Annotated in this window: 14 protein-coding genes; 4 read left to right on the top strand and 10 right to left on the bottom strand. The window is 68.4% G+C overall.

Annotated features, from left to right (window positions below):
* Window positions 1-74: 74 nt before the first annotated feature.
* The 6 genes from fabG to ACAM54_RS07270 all read right to left on the bottom strand — a co-directional run bounded on the left by fabG (window position 75) and on the right by ACAM54_RS07270 (window position 4,873).
* On the bottom strand, window positions 75-818 hold the full coding sequence (gene fabG, locus ACAM54_RS07295; protein ID WP_145741438.1) for a 3-oxoacyl-ACP reductase FabG: 744 nt from the start codon (window positions 816-818) through the stop codon (window positions 75-77).
* Window positions 819-844: 26 nt separating this feature from the next.
* On the bottom strand, window positions 845-1,798 hold the full coding sequence (gene fabD / locus ACAM54_RS07290; RefSeq protein ID WP_369650297.1) for an ACP S-malonyltransferase: 954 nt from the start codon (window positions 1,796-1,798) through the stop codon (window positions 845-847).
* A gap of 52 nt (window positions 1,799-1,850) precedes the next feature.
* Window positions 1,851-2,828: a beta-ketoacyl-ACP synthase III gene (locus tag ACAM54_RS07285; protein ID WP_209499755.1), complete on the bottom strand. Its 978-nt coding sequence runs from the start codon at window positions 2,826-2,828 to the stop codon at window positions 1,851-1,853.
* Window positions 2,828-3,925, bottom strand: coding sequence for a phosphate acyltransferase PlsX (gene plsX / locus ACAM54_RS07280; RefSeq protein WP_080515724.1), 1,098 nt, complete (start codon window positions 3,923-3,925; stop codon window positions 2,828-2,830). Before plsX ends, ACAM54_RS07285 begins: the two co-directional genes overlap by 1 nt.
* Window positions 3,926-3,986: 61 nt before the next feature.
* A complete protein-coding gene (rpmF, locus tag ACAM54_RS07275; RefSeq protein ID WP_007830466.1) occupies window positions 3,987-4,169 on the bottom strand; it encodes a 50S ribosomal protein L32 in 183 nt (60 codons plus the stop codon).
* A gap of 146 nt (window positions 4,170-4,315) precedes the next feature.
* The gene (locus ACAM54_RS07270; protein ID WP_369650296.1) at window positions 4,316-4,873 is read right to left on the bottom strand and encodes a DUF177 domain-containing protein; all 558 of its coding nucleotides are present in this window, start codon (window positions 4,871-4,873) and stop codon (window positions 4,316-4,318) included.
* An 81-nt stretch (window positions 4,874-4,954) separates the two neighbouring features.
* Between ACAM54_RS07270 and ACAM54_RS07265 the strand changes: the two genes are divergently transcribed.
* Genes ACAM54_RS07265 through ACAM54_RS07255 form a run of 3 tightly spaced genes read left to right on the top strand, consistent with a single transcriptional unit; the run spans window position 4,955 to window position 7,454 of the window.
* The gene (locus tag ACAM54_RS07265) at window positions 4,955-5,536 is read left to right on the top strand and encodes a nucleoside triphosphate pyrophosphatase (protein ID WP_145741431.1); all 582 of its coding nucleotides are present in this window, start codon (window positions 4,955-4,957) and stop codon (window positions 5,534-5,536) included.
* A complete protein-coding gene (locus ACAM54_RS07260) occupies window positions 5,533-6,297 on the top strand; it encodes an SAM-dependent methyltransferase (RefSeq protein WP_145741428.1) in 765 nt (254 codons plus the stop codon). The genes ACAM54_RS07265 and ACAM54_RS07260 overlap by 4 nt, the downstream gene beginning before the upstream one ends.
* Window positions 6,298-6,299: 2 nt before the next feature.
* The gene (locus tag ACAM54_RS07255) at window positions 6,300-7,454 is read left to right on the top strand and encodes an MFS transporter (RefSeq protein WP_369650295.1); all 1,155 of its coding nucleotides are present in this window, start codon (window positions 6,300-6,302) and stop codon (window positions 7,452-7,454) included.
* Between the two features lie 18 nt (window positions 7,455-7,472).
* Here the strand turns inward: ACAM54_RS07255 and ACAM54_RS07250 are convergent, their stop codons facing one another.
* From ACAM54_RS07250 to ACAM54_RS07235, 4 genes are read right to left on the bottom strand one after another with little or no spacing between them, the layout of a single operon-like run.
* On the bottom strand, window positions 7,473-8,516 hold the full coding sequence (locus ACAM54_RS07250) for a S49 family peptidase (RefSeq protein WP_145741424.1): 1,044 nt from the start codon (window positions 8,514-8,516) through the stop codon (window positions 7,473-7,475).
* Between the two features lie 2 nt (window positions 8,517-8,518).
* Window positions 8,519-8,890: a Rieske 2Fe-2S domain-containing protein gene (locus tag ACAM54_RS07245; protein WP_145741423.1), complete on the bottom strand. Its 372-nt coding sequence runs from the start codon at window positions 8,888-8,890 to the stop codon at window positions 8,519-8,521.
* 10 nt (window positions 8,891-8,900) lie between these two features.
* A complete protein-coding gene (locus ACAM54_RS07240; protein WP_369650294.1) occupies window positions 8,901-9,572 on the bottom strand; it encodes an HAD family hydrolase in 672 nt (223 codons plus the stop codon).
* Window positions 9,565-10,677, bottom strand: coding sequence for an RluA family pseudouridine synthase (locus ACAM54_RS07235; protein WP_369650293.1), 1,113 nt, complete (start codon window positions 10,675-10,677; stop codon window positions 9,565-9,567). Before ACAM54_RS07235 ends, ACAM54_RS07240 begins: the two co-directional genes overlap by 8 nt.
* Before the next feature lie 559 nt (window positions 10,678-11,236).
* Here ACAM54_RS07235 and ACAM54_RS07230 point away from each other — a divergent pair.
* Window positions 11,237-14,449 carry an Rne/Rng family ribonuclease gene (locus ACAM54_RS07230; protein WP_369650292.1) on the top strand — a complete coding sequence of 1,071 codons (3,213 nt, stop codon included), beginning with the start codon at window positions 11,237-11,239 and terminating at the stop codon, window positions 14,447-14,449.
* Window positions 14,450-14,499 lie beyond the last annotated feature (50 nt).

Genomic DNA, 14,499 nt, shown 5'->3' with positions numbered 1-14,499 from the left:
TAACAGTGGATTTTAGCCGGGCGCATTGTGGCATTTGCCGTGCGCCCGGTACGGGAAAAGTTTGCGCCTTGCGGCTACATGTGCATGCCGCCGTTGACGTGCAGCTCCTGCCCCGTCACGTAGGACGCCTGGGGCGACGCGAGGTAGGCCACTGCATGTGCGATGTCGGCCGGCTTGCCCAGGTGGCCCAGCGGGATCTGCTGCAGCAGCGCCTGCTGCTGTGCCTCGGGCAGGCTGGCCGTCATGTCGGTTTCGATGAAGCCCGGCGCCACGCAGTTGACCGTGATGTTGCGGCTGCCCAGCTCGCGCGCCAACGCGCGGGTCATGCCCGCCACGCCGGCCTTGGCTGCCGCGTAGTTGGCCTGCCCGGCATTGCCGGAGGCGCCCACCACGCTCGTGATGCTGATGATGCGGCCGTAGCGCTGCTTCATCATCGGGCGGATCACCGCGCGCGAGAGGCGGAACACGGCCTTGAGATTGGTGTCGAGCACCGCGTCCCAGTCGTCGTCCTTCATGCGCATGGCGAGCGTGTCGCGCGTGATGCCGGCGTTGTTGACCAGCACGTGGATGGCGCCGTAGGCCTTCACGATCTCGTCGATCAGCGCCTCGACCGCGACGGCGTCGTTCACGTCGAGTGCGCGGCCGCGGCCGTCGAAGGCGCTGAGCGCCGAAGTGATCTTGGCCGCGCTGTCCTCGGTGGTGCCGGTGCCGACCACCTTGAGGCCACGCTGCGCCAGCTCGAGCGCGATGGCTGCGCCGATGCCGCGCGATGCGCCGGTGACCAGGGCGACCTGCCCTTCGAATTTGGGAATGCTCATAAAAGAAGTGTCTGGGCCCGCGCCGTTCAGCCGGCGAGCGATTGTCGGGTGTCCGCGAGCGTTGCCGGGTCGTACACCGACGCGGCTTGCAGCTCGGGGGCGATGCGCTTGACCATGCCGGCCAGCACCTTGCCCGGCCCGCACTCGATGATGGAGGTTGCGCCGCGCAGTTTCAAGGCCTGCACGCTTTCGACCCAGCGAACCGGACCGGCGGCCTGGCGCACGAGGGCGTCGCGGATGCGCGCGGGATCGGTCTCGACCGCCACGTCGATGTTGTTCAGCACCGGAATCTGCGGCGCCGCCAGCGTGAGGGTGGCGAGCTTTTCGCGCAATGCCTCGGCGGCGGGCTTCATCAGGCTCGAATGGAAGGGCGCGGACACCGGCAGCAGCAGCGCGCGCTTGGCACCGCCGGCCTTGAGCAGTTCGCAGGCCTTGTCGACGGCCGCTTTGCTGCCCGCGATCACGGTCTGCATCGGATCGTTGAAATTCACCGCCTCCACGATCTCGGCGCTGCCTGCACCGAAGGACGCCGTGGCTTCCGCGCAGCCCGCCACCACCTTGGCGGCGTCCATGCCCAGCACCGCCGCCATGGCGCCGACGCCGACCGGCACCGCCTGCTGCATGGCCCGCGCCCGAAAGCGCACCAGCGGCGCGGCCTGCGCGAGCGTCAGCACGCCGGACGCAACCAGCGCCGAATATTCACCCAGCGAATGCCCCGCCACCATCGACGGGGTGGGCCCGCCTTCGGCCAGCCAGGCGCGCCAGGCGGCAACGCCGGCCACCAGCATCACCGGCTGCGTGTTGGTGGTCAGCGCCAGTTCTTCCTTCGGGCCGTTCTTGATCAGCCCGCCGATGTCTTCGCCCAGCGCTTCGGAAGCTTCGCGCAGGGTTTCGGCCACGGCCGGATGATCGCCCCAGGCATCGAGCATGCCGACGGCCTGGGAGCCCTGACCCGGGAAGACAAAAGCAAAGGATTTCATTTTTATCAAAAGCGTCGTGTCGCATCGCAGCCCGGAGGGGCATCGCGATGCACTACAGATTCAATAGCACCGCGCCCCAGGTGAAGCCACCACCCACGCCTTCCAGCATGACGGTTTCGCCCTTCTTCACCTTGCCGGACCGCACGGCCTCGTCGAGCGCCAGCGGAATGGAGGCGGCCGAGGTGTTGCCATGCTCGTTGACCGTGACGATGAGCTTCTCGCGCGGGAGCTTCAGCTTCCTGGCCGTGCCTTCCATGATGCGGATGTTGGCCTGATGCGGAATGAGCCAGTCGATGTCGGCCTCGGTCTTGCCCGCCTTGGCCAGCGTGGCGCGGGCGGCATCCTCGAGCACGCGCACCGCGAGCTTGAACACGGCCTGTCCGTCCATGTGCAGCAGCGGCGTACCCAGCACATTGCCGCCCGAGACGTGGCCCGGCACGCAAAGAATGCCGACGTGCTTGCCGTCCGCATGCAGGTCGCTCGCCAGGATGCCCGGCTCCTCGCTGGCCTCGAGCACCACGGCGCCGGCACCGTCGCCGAACAGCACGCAGGTGGTGCGGTCGTTGAAATCGAGAATGCGCGAGAACACTTCGGCGCCGACCACCAGCGCGCAACGCGCGGTGCCGGTGCGGATCATGGCGTCGGCCACGGTCAGCGCATAGACGAAGCCGCTGCAGACCGCCTGGACGTCGAAGGCCGGACAGCCGGCCACGCCAAGCTTGTTCTGGAGAATGGCCGCCGACGAAGGAAACACCATGTCGGGCGTCGAGGTCGCGACGATGATCAGGTCGATGTCTTCCGCCTTGCGGCCTGCGGCTTCGAGTGCGTGGCGGGCGGCCTCGAGGCCGAGATCGCTGCTCGTGACCTCAGGCGCTGCGAAGTGCCGCGCATGGATGCCGGTGCGCTCGACGATCCACTGGTTCGAGGTTTCGATGCCGCGCGTTGCCAATTCCTTGGCAAGGTCGTCATTGGTCACCCGGCGCGGCGGCAGGTAGCTGCCGGTGCCGGTGATGCGTGAATAAGAGCTCATCAAACGTGAAGGGCCGTCGCGTCGGCTGGCACCGCGGGCTCCTGCCGCGCGAGCAATGGCGCGGCGTGAGCGATGCGGGCCCGCACGCGATCGAGCAGGTTGTTGCGAGCGGCATCATAAGCGCGATCCAGCGCATGGCCGAAAGCCACTTCGTCGGCCGAGCCATGGCTCTTGAAAACCAGGCCACGCAGGCCCAACAGGGCCGCACCGTTGTACCGACGGTGATCGAGCCGATTTTTAAACGCTTTTAGAACCGGATAGGCAACAATTGCCGCCGCTTTCGTGAAAATGCTCCGCGAAAATTCCACGCGGATGAACTCGCCGATCATCGAGGCCACGCCTTCACTCGCCTTCAGTGCCACGTTTCCGACAAAACCGTCACAAACGACGATATCGGTCGTGCCCTTGAAAATATCGTTACCTTCCACGTTGCCGTAGAAGTTCAGATCCTTCGAGTTGGCGGCCGTACGCAGCAGTTGACTGGCCTTTTTGATCGTTTCGCTGCCCTTGATCGCCTCTTCGCCGATGTTGAGCAGGCCGACCGAAGGCGCCTCGTTGCCCGTGAGCGCCGAAACCAGCGCCGAGCCGAGCACGGCAAACTGAAGCAGGTCTTCCGCGTCGCAATCGACGTTGGCGCCCAGGTCGAGCACCGTGGTGGCGCCGCCCTTGGCGTTGGGAAGCTGAGGAGCGATGGCCGGGCGATCGATGCCGTCGAGCGTCTTGAGCAGGTAGCGGGCAATGGCCATGAGGGCGCCCGTGTTGCCGGCCGAGATGGCCGCCTGGGCGGCGCCATCCTTGACCTGCTGGATCGCGATGCGCATCGAAGAATCCTTCTTCTTGCGCAGGGCGATTTCGATCGGGTCGTCCATGCCCACCACCTCGCTGGCCGCGACGATGCGGGCGCGCGGATGCGCGGCAAAGCCTGCCAGCGCAGCCGGCGCGCCGACCAGCAGCAACGAGGCTTCGCTGTGCCGCTCGAGGAACGCGCGGCAGGCCGCAAGCGTGACGCGCGGCCCATGGTCACCTCCCATGCAATCCACGGCGAGCGTGATTGCGGAAGGCGCAGCAGTGGATTCGGGGGAAGAAGGCGTAGCCATCAAAACAAAGGCCCGACGCTACGGCAAAAGTAGCTTCGGGCCTCGGCCTTGGGATGCGAGATCAGGCTTCAGACTTGTTCTTGAGCACCTGGCGGCCACGGTAGAAACCGTTGGGGCTGATGTGGTGGCGCAGATGCGTTTCGCCAGTGGTCGGCTCAACGGCAATGCCGGGCACGACCAGCGCATTGTGGGAACGGTGCATGCCGCGCTTGGAAGGCGACTTCTTGTTTTGCTGGACGGCCATGATGGCTCCTGGACTGTTAGGTGAGTGATTGGATGCGCTCTCTTGCGGTGGCAATCCAGGGGCATGCATGGAATGCCCTTGCCTGTCTTGCTGCTCACGGCGGCGCGCGCGAAGCCCATGATTATAGCCCAGGCGGCGAAAAAGGGCTACTTGCCCTCTTCGGGCTTGCGCGAACGCAACGCGCCGAGCACCGCGAAGGGGTTCGGCTTGGCCTCTTCGGCCGCCTGGAAGTCATCGTCGCTGGAAGAGAGCCGCACCGGGACCGGGCAGACCTCGTGCACGGGCATGACGGGAATCTCCATCAGGAGCTCGTCTTCAATCAGGGTGGGCAGATCGAAGTCCCGGCTCATGACGAGCAGGTCTTCCTCGGACTCCTCGTCTTCGGCCTCCGCCGTGGCCTCGTCGGCAACGAAGCGGAACCAGCGGTCCACCACCAGCGGCGTCTCCACAGGCGTCAGGCAGCGCTGGCAGGTCAGCGGCACGGTCGCTTCGGCTTCCAGGTGCAGCCAGGGCACGGCCTTGCCGTCGGCGCCCGGGCGTTCTTCGCCGGTCGCCGTCCAGCGGACCACGGCATCGGGCGCCGGAGCCGCCAGTTCGGCGGCAAGGCGCACATAGCTCGGAACCGGGTCGGTGGCGTCCAGGGTGGCGGCAGCGGCGGCAAAGCCGGCCACGTCGAGCCGTTGGGGGGGAAATTCTCTCTTCATCCGCGCCAGTCTAGCGCGCCGGCCGCGTCACCCCCAAAGGCATGCCCGAGGGTTTTGCGCGGCTCCCGCACAATCTGGCCCATGCAACGCCCCTTGATCCTCGCCTCGACCTCGCGCTACCGGCGCGAACTGCTGAACCGCCTGCACCTGTCCTTCGATGTACAGGCACCCGAAGTCGACGAAACGGCGCTGGCCGGCGAAACGCCGCGCGAGCTGGCCGAGCGGCTGGCGCTCGAAAAGGCGCGCGCCGTAGCCGCACGCTTTCCGGAAGCCGTGGTCATCGGCTCGGACCAGGTGGCCGAGTTGGCGGGCGAGGCGCTCGGCAAGCCCGGCGACCACGCGCGCGCCACGGCCCAACTGCGCCGGATGCGCGGCCAGACACTGGTGTTCCAGACCGCGGTGGCCGTGGTCTGCGAGGCCACCGGCTTCGTCCAGCGCGACCTGGCGCCGGTGCGGGTGGTGTTCCGCGAACTCAGCGATGCCGCCATCGAGCAGTACCTGCAGGCCGAGCAGCCGTACGACTGCGCAGGCAGCGCGAAGAGCGAAGGGCTCGGCATCGCCTTGCTGAGCGCGATCGACAGCGACGACCCGACGGCGCTGGTCGGCCTGCCCTTGATCCGCACCTGCCGGATGCTGCGCGCCGCGGGGGTCGAACTCCTGTGACGCACGGCAAGCTCTACCTCGTTCCCGCGCCGCTCGACTTCGGCTGCGACACCCAGGCGCCGCTGCAGGACGCCCTGCCGCTGGGCACGATCCAGGCCGCCGCCGGGATCACCCACTGGATCTGCGAGAACGCCAAGTCGGCCCGCGCCTACCTGAAGCGGATCGATGCCGTCGCGCCACTGGCGGCGCCGCTGCAGGCGCAGGACATCCGCGAACTGCCGCGCGAGGTGCACAAGAAGGGCGACCACGCGGGGCAGTTCGATGCCCGCCCGTTGCTGGCCGCCGCGCTCGAAGGCCACGACGTCGGCCTGCTGAGTGAGGCCGGCATGCCGGCGGTGGCCGACCCCGGCTCCTCGGTGGCGCGCGCCGCGCATGACCTGGGCATTGCCGTGGTGCCGCTCACCGGGCCCGTCTCGCTGCTGCTGGCGCTGGCTGCGAGCGGCCTCAACGGGCAGAACTTCGCCTTCGTCGGCTACTTGCCGCAGGATGCCGGCGAGCGCCAGGTGCGCATCCGCGAGCTCGAGGCGCTGGCGCTCAAGACGGGCCAGACGCAGCTGTTCATCGAAACGCCCTACCGCAACGCCGCGCTGCTTCAGGCGCTGGTGCAAACGCTGCAGCACAACACCCGGCTCGCGGTAGCACGCGGCCTGACGCTCGCCAGCGCCCACGTGCGCAGCGAAACCGTGAAATCCTGGCGCGCCAAGGCGCAGCCGGGCACATTGGACGAACGCCTGCCGGCCGTGTTCGCGATCGGGCGTTGACGATGGGGGTGACCGCCGGCACGCGCTGGGCCTCGCGCGCGCAGTTCTTTTCGTCCGGATTCATCTTTGCGACCTGGGGCGTCCATGTTCCGACGGTCAAGGCGCACTACGGCATCGACGAAGCCGAGCTCGGGCTGGCCCTGCTCGCGGCCGGCGCCGGCGCGATGTTCGGGCTGACCAGCGCCGGCCGCTGGATCGGCCGCCACGGCCCGCGGCGCATGGCCGCGCTCTGCGGCTGCGTCTATGCCCTGCTGCTTGCCGGCCTGATCGCGATGCCGGGCTATCTTTTCCTTTTGGCATTGCTGGCGGTCTTCGGCCTGGTGACCAGCGTGTTCGACGTGGCCATCAACACCGAGGCGGCGCAGCTGGAGCTGCACGGTGGCAAGCCCCTGATGAGCGGCATGCACGGCATGTTCAGCCTGGGTGGCATGGCCGGCGCCGCGAGTGGCAGCGCGGCACTGGCCGCCGGGCTCGGGGCGCAGGCGCATCTGCTGTGGGTGGCAGCGGCAATGGTGCTGGTGGTTGCCGTCGCGTCGACGCGCATGCTGCCCAGGCCGCCCGCCGCGAGCGATGCCGCCCCGGCGGACCATCGCTTCCGGCTGCCCCGCGGCACGCTGGCGGTGCTTGGCGTGCTCGCCGCGCTGGGCCTGATTGCGGAAGGCGCCATCTACGACTGGAGCGTGCTCTACATGCAGCAGGAACTCGGCAGCCCGCAAAAGCAGGCCGCGCTGGCCTACGCGAGCTTCTCCGCCGCCATGGCGGCGGCGCGGTTCGGCGGCGACGCCATGCGCGCGCGCTTCTCGCCGACGGCACTGTTGCGCGGCAGCGGCATTCTGGCGGCCGCGGCCATGGCGCTGGTGCTGCTGACCGACCTGCCCTGGCTCGCGCTGCTCGGCTTCGCGGGCGTCGGCATCGGTTTTGCGAACGTGGTGCCGATCCTGTTCGGCGCCTCGGCGCGCGTGCCCGGCATTGAACCCGCCATCGGCATTGCCGCCGTCTCGGCCGTGGCCTACCTGGGTTTCATGGCCGGCCCGGCGGTGATCGGCCTGCTCGCGCGGGCCAGCTCGCTGACGGCCGCGCTCTATGTGGTCGTGGTCTTTGCCGCGGCGCTGGCGGCCTCGGCCCGCCTCACGGGCGAGGACGGCAAACGGTCTTGAAGCGACTGGCCGCCGGCCTCAGCGCAGCGCCGGCGTGGCGGACTGCAGCGAGCGGACGGTGGCCGCGCCCATGGCGGCGCCGAATTTCTTCGCAAGTTTCTCGGCCACGTTGTCGCGCCGGGTGTAGTCGGTGACCTCTTCGGCCTTGATGACTTCGCGCGCTACGAAGTCGACATTGCCCAGCTGGTCGGCCAAGCCGAATTCGACGGCCTGTTCGCCGCTCCAGAAGAGGCCGCTGAAAAGCCCCGGGGTGTCGAGCTTGAGCCGGTCGCCGCGCCCGCTTTTCACCACGTTGATGAACTGCGCGTGGATCTGGTTCAGCATGGCCTGGGCATGGGCGCGCTGCGCGTCGCTCATCGGGCTGAACGGGTCGAGGAAACCCTTGTTCTCGCCGGCCGTCAGCAACCGGCGCTCGACGCCGACCTTTTCCATCACGCCAGTGAAGCCGAAGCCGTCCATCAACACGCCGATGCTGCCGACGATACTGGCCTTGTCGACGAAGATCTTGTCGGTGGCGGCGGCGATGTAGTACGCGGCCGAGGCGCAGGTTTCCTCGACCACCGCGTAGATCGGCTTCTTGTGCTTGGCCTTCAGGCGCTTGATCTCGTCGCTAATGATGCCCGCCTGCACGGGGCTTCCGCCGGGCGAATTGATGAGCAGCACGATGCCCTTGGCACCCTCGTCCTCGAAGGCCGTCTTCATGGCCGCCACCACGAATTCCGCGCTGGCGTCGCCGCCGTTGGCGATCTCGCCCTTGATCTCGACCACGGCCGTGTGGGCCGTGGTCTTGGCGGCGCTCGGCGCGTTGCGCGACATCGCCAGCCAGACCAGGAAGATGAAGAAGGCGAGCCACGACAGGCGCGTGAAGGTCTTCCAGCGGCGCGCCGCCTTCTGCTCGTTGAGCGAAGCGAAGGCGAGCTTCTCGAGCGTTGCGCGCTCCCATCCGGGACGCTGCGTGGGGTCTTTGGCCATGTTTCTCGGCGCGCCCTGCGAGGACGCAATGGGGGTGGCCGGCTCAAAAGGATCAAAACCTTCGGGTTCCGTGCGGTTCGGGTCGGTCATTGTCAAAAAATCAGGGGATGGAGGTTCCAGGCAGTATGCCAGTGCACCACGCCGTCACGTTCGCTGAGGGCGATCTTCACGAGCCCGCCGCGGCATGGGCCGCCGGCGCATTCGCCGGTGTCCGGCCGGTAGACCGCACCGTGGGTGGCGCAGAGCAGCCACTGGCCGCTGTCGTCGAAGAAGCGGTCGGGCTGGAAATCCAGCTCCATGGCCACGTGGCTGCATCGGTTGAGGTAGGCATGCGGCTGCCCTTCGAAGCGCACAGCGAAGGCCCGGCAGGTCTCGCCGCCATAGACCACATCGAAAGGGACGGCCCGGCCGCCTTCGACCAGCTCCGCGGCATTGCACAGGGGAATGCGCTGTTCTTCGCTCATGCCGCGATTTTCAGGCGTTGGCGAGAAGCCATGTCTCCAGGCTGGCCACCGAGTGGGCGACGAACAGCGGCTTCAGTTCGTCGAAGCTCTCGGGCTCGTGCGCGCCATAGCTCACGCCCACGCTCGCGCAGCCGGCATTGAGCGCCAGCTGCAGGTCGTGCGTGGTGTCGCCGATCATCAGGGTGCGCTCGGGCGGCACCTCGAGCTCCTCCATGAGTTCGAGCAGCATGCGCGGGTGCGGCTTGCCGAAGGTTTCGTCGGCGGTGCGCGAGGCGTCGAAGCGGTCGCGCAGCGCGACCGACTTCAGCGCCTCGTTCAAGCCGCGGCGCGACTTGCCCGTGGCCACGGCGAGCTTGTGGCCGCGCGCGCGCAGGGCGTCGATCATCTGCAGCACGCCGTCGAACAGCACGAGGTCGTCCTGGTGCTGCAGGTAGTGGTAGCGGTAGCGCGCACCGAGCTCGGCGTATTTTTCCTTCGGCACATCGGGCGCGGCGCGCGCCAGGGCCTCGGCCAGGCCCAGGCCGATCACCCATGCGGCGTCGTTCTCGCTCGGCTTGGCGCCGCCGACGTCGATCACCGCCGCCTGGATGCAGCGCACGATGAGCCGCGTGGAGTCGTAGAGCGTGCCGTCCCAATCGAAGGCGATCAGGTCGAAGCGCAGGGGTCTGGAGGAATCAGTCATTGGCCGTGGGAGTGGGATGTTGGGCAAGCGCTTCGATCGCCTGGGGCGGCATCAACGCTTGCAGCTCGGGCGGCAGGCCGGCCTGCAGCGCCACGCGCTCGCCCGTGGCGGGGTGGGTGAACTGCAGTCGCCAGGCATGCAGGAACATGCGCCTGAGGCCGAGCTTTTGCAACACGCGCTGGCGCTCGAAGTTGCCGTATTTGTCGTCGCCCGCGATGGCATGGCCGGCCGATGCAAGGTGCACGCGGATCTGGTGGGTGCGGCCGGTCTTGATGGTGACCGCCAGCAGCGACAGCGGCGCGGCGTCGCCCGGCAGCGTGAGCCGCGCCAGCACGCGCACCAGCGTCACGGCCCGCATGGCATCGGGATGGTCCTTGGCGACCACCCGCACGCGGCGTTCGCCGGCGCCCGCGCCGTCGCCCGGCAGCAGGTACTTGGCGAGCGGCGCATCGAGCACCTTCTTGTTGGCAGGCCAGGCGCCCTCGACCAGCGCAAGGTAGGTCTTGCCGGTCTCGCGTTCGCGGAACTGATCCTGCAGCGCCACGAGCGCGCTGCGCTTCTTGGCCACCAGCAGGATGCCCGAGGTCTCGCGGTCGAGCCGGTGCACCAGTTCGAGGAACTTGGCGCCCGGGCGCGCCGTCCGCAGCTGCTCGATCACGCCAAAGCTCACGCCGCTGCCGCCGTGCACGGCCACGCCGGCGGGCTTGTCGATGGCCAGCACCGCGTCGTCCTCCAGCAGCACCGGGAATTCGCGCGCCGGCGCGGGCGGCGCGGCGCCCTCTTCGGCCCGCGGTGATATCCGTATGGGAGGCAGCCGCAGCACGTCGCCGGCTTCGATGCGGGTCTCGGCCTGCACCCGCCCCTTGTTGATGCGCACCTCGCCCGACCGGATGATCCGGTAGACATGCGTCTTGGGCACGCCCTTCAGGTGGCGGAACAGGAAGTTGTCGAGCCGCTGGCCCGCGGATTCCGCATCGACGGTGATGAATCTGATGGCCGCATGCGGCGCGCCAGCCTCCGCCGCAGCGTCTTGGACTGCGGAGTCTGGAACTGCGGGATTTGGAGCGGCCGCGGGGCTTCGCTTCGCACCTATAATGTTTTTCACCAGCGCGGTCGTGTAAGTGCTTGATTAGACAGAAGTTTAGATCACTGCAGTCAAACGCCCAGGACCATGCTGCGAGGTCGATGCCGCTTTGGCGCCGAACCTGCAAACCCCGCGCAATTGCGCAAAGTGGCAGGCGTGGCGCCCAAGTCAAGCCGACACCCACGAAACACCGATACGGAATACCCAGCCTGCAGCTTCCAAGCTGCCGGCGGATCGAAGCGAGTCCCTTGTGTTGATGCTGCTGATTCAAATGTGCCTGCGCTGGCCCACCTGGCTTCTGCCAGCGGCCTCAGGCATTGAGTCATCCGCACCGCGCGCCACCATTGCGCAACCAGCTATCAATAAGATAGCTGCTCAACACCGAACCTGGCTCGCGCCCATCCACGCGCCCCCACCCCGGTTGTCTTCCTGAGCTGACGCTCAAGAGGCCTGTCCGCGCTCGGCGCGGCAGCGACAACATCCGGGGCCAAGCGGCAATTCCCCTCGTTTCGCGGGCGTCGTCCGTGCATCGTTGGCCCGTCATGGGCCGGTAGAACGATACATATAAGGACAACGCATCATGAAGCGGATGCTGATCAATGCCACGCAGGCCGAAGAACGCCGCCTGGCCATCGTCGACGGGCAAAAGCTCCTCGACTACGAAATCGAGATCGAAGGGCGCGAACAGCGCAAGGGCAACATCTACAAGGCCGTCGTGACGCGCGTCGAGCCTTCGCTCGAAGCCTGTTTCGTCGACTACGGCGAAGACCGCCACGGCTTCCTGCCGTTCAAGGAAATCTCCAAGCAATACTTCGCCGAAGGCGTTTCCGCCAACCAGGCGCGCATCCAGGACGTCATCAAGGAAGGCCAGGAGCTGGTCGTCCAGGTCGAGAAGGAAGAACGCGGCAACAAGGGCGCGGCCCTCACCACCTTCATTTCGCTGGCCGGGCGCTATGTGGTGCTGATGCCCAACAACCCGCGCGGCGGCGGCGTGAGCCGGCGCATCGAGGGCGACGACCGCGCCGAACTCAAGGAGGCGATGGACCAGCTCGAGTACCCCAAGGGCATGAGCATCATCGCGCGCACCGCCGGCATCGGCCGCTCGGCGCCCGAGCTCCAGTGGGACCTGAACTACCTGCTCAAGCTCTGGAGCGCCATCGACGGCGCGGCCAAGGGCGGCAAGGGCGCCTTCCTGATCTACCAGGAATCCTCGCTCGTCATCCGCGCCATCCGTGACTACTTCAATCACGACATCGGCGACATCCTGATCGACACCGACGACATCTACGAGCAGGCGCAGCAGTTCATGGCGCACGTCATGCCCGAGCATGCCGCCCGCGTGAAGCGCTACCGCGACGACGCGGCGCTGTTCAGCCGCTTCCAGATCGAGCACCAGATCGAATCCGCCTATGCGCGCACCGTGCAGCTGCCCTCGGGCGGCGCCATCGTGATCGACCACACCGAGGCGCTGGTCTCGGTCGACGTGAACTCGGCGCGCGCCATCAAGGGCGGCGACATCGAGGAAACCGCCACGCGCACCAACCTCGAAGCCGCCGACGAAGTGGCCCGCCAGATGCGCCTGCGCGACCTGGGCGGCCTGATCGTCATCGACTTCATCGACATGGACGAGTCGAAGAACCGCCGCGAAGTCGAAAGCCGCCTGCGCGACGCGCTGCGGCAAGACCGCGCCCGCGTGCAGTTCGGCTCGATCAGCAAGTTCGGCCTGATGGAAATGAGCCGCCAGCGCCTGAAGCCGGCGCTCAGCGAAGGCTCGTCGATCCCCTGCCCGCGCTGCGGCGGCTCGGGCCACATCCGCGACACCGAATCGAGCGCGCTGCAGATCCTGCGCATCATCCAGGAAGAGTGCCTGAAGGACAACACGGCTGCCGTGCACGTGCAGGTGCCGGTCGAAGTGGCCTCGTTCCTGCTGAACGAAAAGCGCCCCGAGATCGCCAAGATCGAGCTCAAGCAACGCGTCACCGTGCTGATGGTGCCGAACAAGACGCTCGAAACGCCGAACTACAAGCTCGAGCGCCTGAAGCACGACGATCCGCGCCTGGACCACATCGAAGCCAGCTACAAGATGGCCGACGAGATCGAGGACCCGACCTCGGTCACGCGCCGCTCGCAGGAGCCCACCAACAAGCAGACGCCGGTCATCAAGGGCGTGCTGCCCGATGCGCCCGCGCCCGTGGTGCCGCCCCGGCCCGAACCGGCGCGTGCCCCGGCCGCCGTGGCCCCGGCACCGGTTGCGCCCCCCGTCGCAAGCGCACCGGCACCGGCCGAGACCGGCTTCTTCGCCCGCATCAAGAGCTGGTTCGGCGGCACGCCGGCACCGGCGCCCGCGCCGGCCGTGATCCCGGTCGAGCCTCCGAAGCCCACGCGCCGTGATGGCGGCCGCCCGGGCCGCGACGGCGAAGCGCGCGGCGCCCGCGATGGCGAACAGCGCCGCGGTGGCCGCGGCGGCGAAGGCCGCGGTGAAAACGGCAGCCGCTCCGGTGGCCGCGACGGCGAACGCCGCGGTGGCCGCGGAGGCGAGCGCCGTGAAGGACGCGGCAGCGAGATCCGCAGCGAAGCCGCCCAGCCGCGCGAACAACGCGAGCCGCGCGAGCTCCGCGAACCTCGCGAGCCCCGTGAAGCACGCGGCCCGCGCGACGGCGAACAGCGCCGCGGTGGCCGCGGCGAGCGCCGCGAAGGCGAAGGCCGCGAGGCACGGCCGGCATCGGCCGAACTGGTCGACGGCAACCTCGAAGCGCAGCAACCGGCATCGGGCGCACCCGCTGGCGATGAAGGCAATGCGCCGGCAGAACGCGCGCCGCGCGCACGCGGCGAACGCCGGGAACGCGGTGAGCGCGGTGAACGTGGCGAGCGGGCCGAGCGCGGCGAGCGCAATGGCAACGATGCACCGCGCGACGCATCCGGCGGCGACAACGTCGCCCCGCAGGACGGCGCGCAAGCCGAACGTGCGCCGCGCGGCGGCCGCGAAGAACGCGCACCGCGAGGCGAGCGCAACGACGGCCGCCGCGAGCGCCGCAGCGAAGGCCAGCCGCGTTTCGCCAACGGCGAGGCCCCGGCCAATCTCGACGAAGCGGACATCCGCATTGCCGAAGCCGCCGAAATGGCACCGGCCAATGAAGGCGAAGCCGGTACCGGCGAGCAGCAGGCACCGCGCCGCGAAGGCGAAGAGCGCCGCGGCCGTTCGCGCGACCGCTACGGCCGGGATCGCCGCGAGCGCGGTCCGCGCGACGACAGCGAAACCGGCGTGGCCGGCGCATCGGCCGACAACGCCGAGGCCGGCGAAGCACCGGCACGCCAGCCGGCCCAGCCGCTCGCAATGGCCGAACGCACCGCAGTGCCCGAAGCAGAAGCACGCGAACCGGCACCGCGGAGCTACTTCGATCGCCCGGCCGCAGCAGCTCCTGCCGCTCCCGCAACTCCCGCGGTCGCGGTCGCTGCAGTCGCGGCGGTGCCTGTCGCCGTCGAGAGCAGCAGCAAGCCCGCGGCCAATGGCCGTGCACTGCCGAAGGTGCAACCCTTCGAACTGCCGCTGACCGAACTCGCGCAGATCGCCGAGAGCTCGGGCCTGCAATGGGTGAACTCGGACGCCGAGCGCATTGCACAGGCCCGCGCAGCGATCGCGGCCGAGCCGAAGCCGGTGCATGTGCCGCGCGAGCGCCCGCCCGCGATCGTGCTCGACGACGGTCCGCTGGTGCTGGTTGAAACCCGCCGCGAGCTCGGCGCGATGACGCTGCCGTTCGAAAAGGCGCCTTCCGACGCGCAAGGCGTGAACTGAAGAAGCCCGGGCCCGAGGGCCCGGGAACAATGAAGAACGGCGCCACATCG

This window comes from Variovorax sp. V93, assembly GCF_041154485.1.
Lineage (GTDB): Bacteria > Pseudomonadota > Gammaproteobacteria > Burkholderiales > Burkholderiaceae_C > Variovorax > Variovorax beijingensis_A.
Note: the sequence above shows the minus strand (reverse complement) of the source record. Positions and strands in the feature narration are given on the sequence as shown.